This window comes from Synechococcus lacustris str. Tous (genome assembly GCF_003011125.1).
In the GTDB taxonomy this organism is placed as follows: Bacteria; Cyanobacteriota; Cyanobacteriia; order PCC-6307; family Cyanobiaceae; genus Synechococcus_D; species Synechococcus_D lacustris.
The window spans coordinates 1-633 of sequence record NZ_PXVC01000297.1; the positions used below are offsets into that span (position 1 = coordinate 1).

General features: G+C 50.7%; 2 protein-coding genes. One reads left to right on the top strand and one right to left on the bottom strand.

What is annotated here, in order from left to right; genetic code table 11:
* Positions 1–432, top strand: a 432-nt coding sequence (locus C7K08_RS15035) for a flavin monoamine oxidase family protein (RefSeq protein WP_161955972.1), incomplete at its 5' end; no start/stop codon positions are given.
* Between the two features lie 24 nt (positions 433–456).
* Here C7K08_RS15035 and C7K08_RS16695 read toward each other — a convergent pair.
* Positions 457–585 (bottom strand): hypothetical protein, encoded by a 129-nt coding sequence (locus tag C7K08_RS16695; protein ID WP_272867446.1) that lies wholly within the window; start codon positions 583–585, stop codon positions 457–459.
* Between the last annotated feature and the right edge of the window lie 48 nt (positions 586–633).

Consider the following 633-nt stretch of genomic DNA (forward strand, 5'->3'; position numbering starts at 1 on the left):
AATAAATGCTGCCTGCGCTTTAGCCGTCCCTTATGGCCAACAACCGTCGACTGGCTTGGTCAAATCCCCTCAGGTTCAGGCCAGCCAGTTTTAGTGGGATTCCAGGCTGGTGCAGCGGCAGTAGCCATGGAAACCATGAACAACGCACACTTAATTGCAAGTGCTATGGAAAGCCTTAGGGGCCTTTTTGGTAAAAATATTCCCGAGCCGATCGGAGCCCAGATAACTCGTTGGCACTCAGATCCCTTCAGCGGCGGCGCCTGTTCCTTCAACGCGCTTGGCAGTACGCCAAGCGATCGTGAGGAGCTAGCAAAACCCCTAGCTAAACGCTTGTTCTTTGCTGGTGAGGCCAGCCATCCAATGTTTGGCACTGTCCATGGCGCCTACCTCTCTGGCCTAAGAGCTGCCGCCGAACTTCATGCCAATTCCTGATGTTAGAGCGGATTGATAATTTACTCAATTGAAATTACCAACCATTGACAACACATCTACAACGGCTACAGCAACATCTACTACAACCAAAACACACGCTCCCAGGTATGGAATCTTCGCTTCTTGGTTTGTGCCATGTGGAAACCAAGGCATCCAAAGCCAAAGCCTGCAAAAGCTCGTAAGGATCAATTGCTAGATGGG